At 69.9% G+C, this 2,233-nt stretch carries 2 protein-coding genes; both read right to left on the bottom strand.

Annotated features, from left to right (window positions below; genetic code table 11):
• Positions 1–45 precede the first annotated feature (45 nt).
• Positions 46–1,743, bottom strand: a complete 1,698-nt coding sequence (locus FKP22_RS27875; protein ID WP_141291278.1) for an MFS transporter — start codon at positions 1,741–1,743, stop codon at positions 46–48.
• Between the two features lie 69 nt (positions 1,744–1,812).
• Positions 1,813–2,233 (bottom strand): c-type cytochrome (locus FKP22_RS27880; protein ID WP_141291280.1); only part of this gene is annotated, 421 nt, incomplete at its 5' end.

Genomic DNA, 2,233 nt, shown 5'->3' on the forward strand with positions numbered 1-2,233 from the left:
GGCGGGGCTTCGCTCATGGGGTGCTGTGCGTGGGAGTTTTCGGAGTCAGGGCTGCTCTGCCTGGCGGGCGCGCATCGCGGCCATCGCGGCGAGTTCGGTGGCCAGCGGGTTGATGCCGCGGCTGCGCAACCACAGCCAGCGCGCGCCAACGATGAGGCTGGCCAGCGCAGCCAGCACGGCGATCAGCAGGAAGACGTCGTTGTAGGCCAGGATGTTGGCCTCGCGCGTGAGCTGCTGGCCGAACAGGGTGCTGCCTTGCAGGCGGCGCTGCGCAGCGTCCACCAGCACCCGGCCATAGGACGCGCTGAGCGCGTCGATGCGCCCGCTGACCAGCGGGTCGCCGGCGAGCAGGTTCTGCGTCAGCACTTCCGAATGCCAGCGCTCGCGCATGATCTGGAAGCTGCCCAGCAGCGCCGAGCCGCCCAGGCCACCCAGCGTCTGCGCAATGCCGAAGATGGCCGAGAAGCTGACGATGTGGCTGGGCCCTTGCGCCAGCGCACGCACGATGCCCACCATCATCAGCGGGCCGAGGAACAGGATGGCGGCAAACGAGATCAGCGCCTGGCTGATGTAGAACTGGGCCGGGCGGGTGAGGTTGCTGGCGTCCGAGTCCATCCACGCGCCAATGGCGATCAGCACCGTGGAGACCAGGATGGGCCGCAGCAGGTCGTTCGGGTTCATCGCCCGCACGCTGGCCACCAGCCCGGCCAGCGTGGCCAGCGTGACGACGACGTACAGCGTCACCAGCTGCTCCTGCCCCATGCCCACGGCCGTCAGCAGCCCGAGGGAGCCGAAGCCCTGCTCGGACAGCAGTACCCGCATCACCGCCGCCATCAAGCCGAACTGCAGGATCTGGCTGCTGCCCAGCCAGCGCGTGTTGAGCAACGGGTTGGCGCGGTGGTGCTCGATCAGCAAGGCCGCGGCCACCAGCACGATGGACGCCGCCAGCGACCAGCCCACCCACGGCGTGTGCCACCAGACGATGCGGCCCACCGACAGCACGCCGCACAGCAGCGCCATGCCCGGCACCATCAGCAGGAAGGTCACGAAGTCCAGCGGTTCGAAGGCGTCCACCGTCTCGCTGGGCGGCAGGCGCAGCAGCGCGGCGGCGGCCATGCACAGCAGCGACAGGCCCAGCTCCAGCAGGAACAGGAGCTGCACCTCGTCGCCCTCCAGCAGCGTGGGCGAGATGACGCGCGCCAACGGCAGCGCCACCTGCGACAGCCCGGTGCCGATGACCATGCCGGCCAGCCGCGCCGAGGCCGGCATGGCCTGCATCACGTAGAACAGCGCCACGCTGGACAGCGCGCTGGCGGTGACGCCGCTGAGCGCGCGCGCCACCAGTTCCAGCGAATAGCTGTGCACGAAGAACTGCAGCAGCGCCACGCCCACGAAAGCCGGCAGGAACAGGCGGATGAACCAGCCGGCGCCGAACTGCTGGCGCAACTTGATCAGCAACAGGCTCATGCAGATGTTGCTCATCGAGTAGGCCGCGGTGAGCCAGGCACCTTCGACGCTGGTAAGCCCGAGAGCGCCCTGGATCTGCGGCAGGTTGGCCACCAGCAAGGCGTTGCTGAAGCCGCTGGTGAGCGCCAGCAGCGCGCCGATCAGGAAGTAGGCGACGCGCCGCGCCACCGGGTGCGAAGGCGTGGCCGGCGAGCCCGGCATCATCGGCCGCTCGTGCGGCTGGAAGCGGTAGGCAGGCGTGGCGGAGGAGGCAGGGGAAGGTGCTGGGACAGGCATCTCGCGTGGCGCGGCCGAAGCGGGCCACGCGGCGTCCGACGCTATCAGCGTGCCCGCAGCGCGTCCAGTTCAGCGTGCCCGCTGCACGTCCAGCAACGAAACTTCGGCCGCCTGGTGGCCCCAGGCCTGGCGCAGGTAGCTGAGCAGCGCGGCCAGCTCGGCATCGTTGAGCTGCTGGGCAAACGGCGGCATGCCAAAGGGCCGTGGGTTGCCCGCGGTGGCTGGCGCAAAGCCGCCATGCAACACGCTCTTGATCAGGTTCACCGAAGCCGGCAGCGTGACCGCACGGTTGCCGGCCAGCGGTGGGTAGATGCCGGCCACGCCCTGCCCCTGCTCGCCATGGCATTTGGCGCAATGCTGGCCGTAGAGCTGCTCGCCCTGGCGCAGCACCGTGGCCTCGGCGGCCGGCGCAGGCCTGTGGTCGGCCGCTTCCTGCGGCAGCGCCTGCAGGTAGCCGGCCATGGCCTGCAGGTCAGGCGCGCTGAGGTAT

Origin of the sequence: Ideonella azotifigens (assembly GCF_006519715.1) — a bacterium.
Classification (GTDB): Bacteria; Pseudomonadota; Gammaproteobacteria; order Burkholderiales; family Burkholderiaceae_C; genus Ideonella; species Ideonella azotifigens.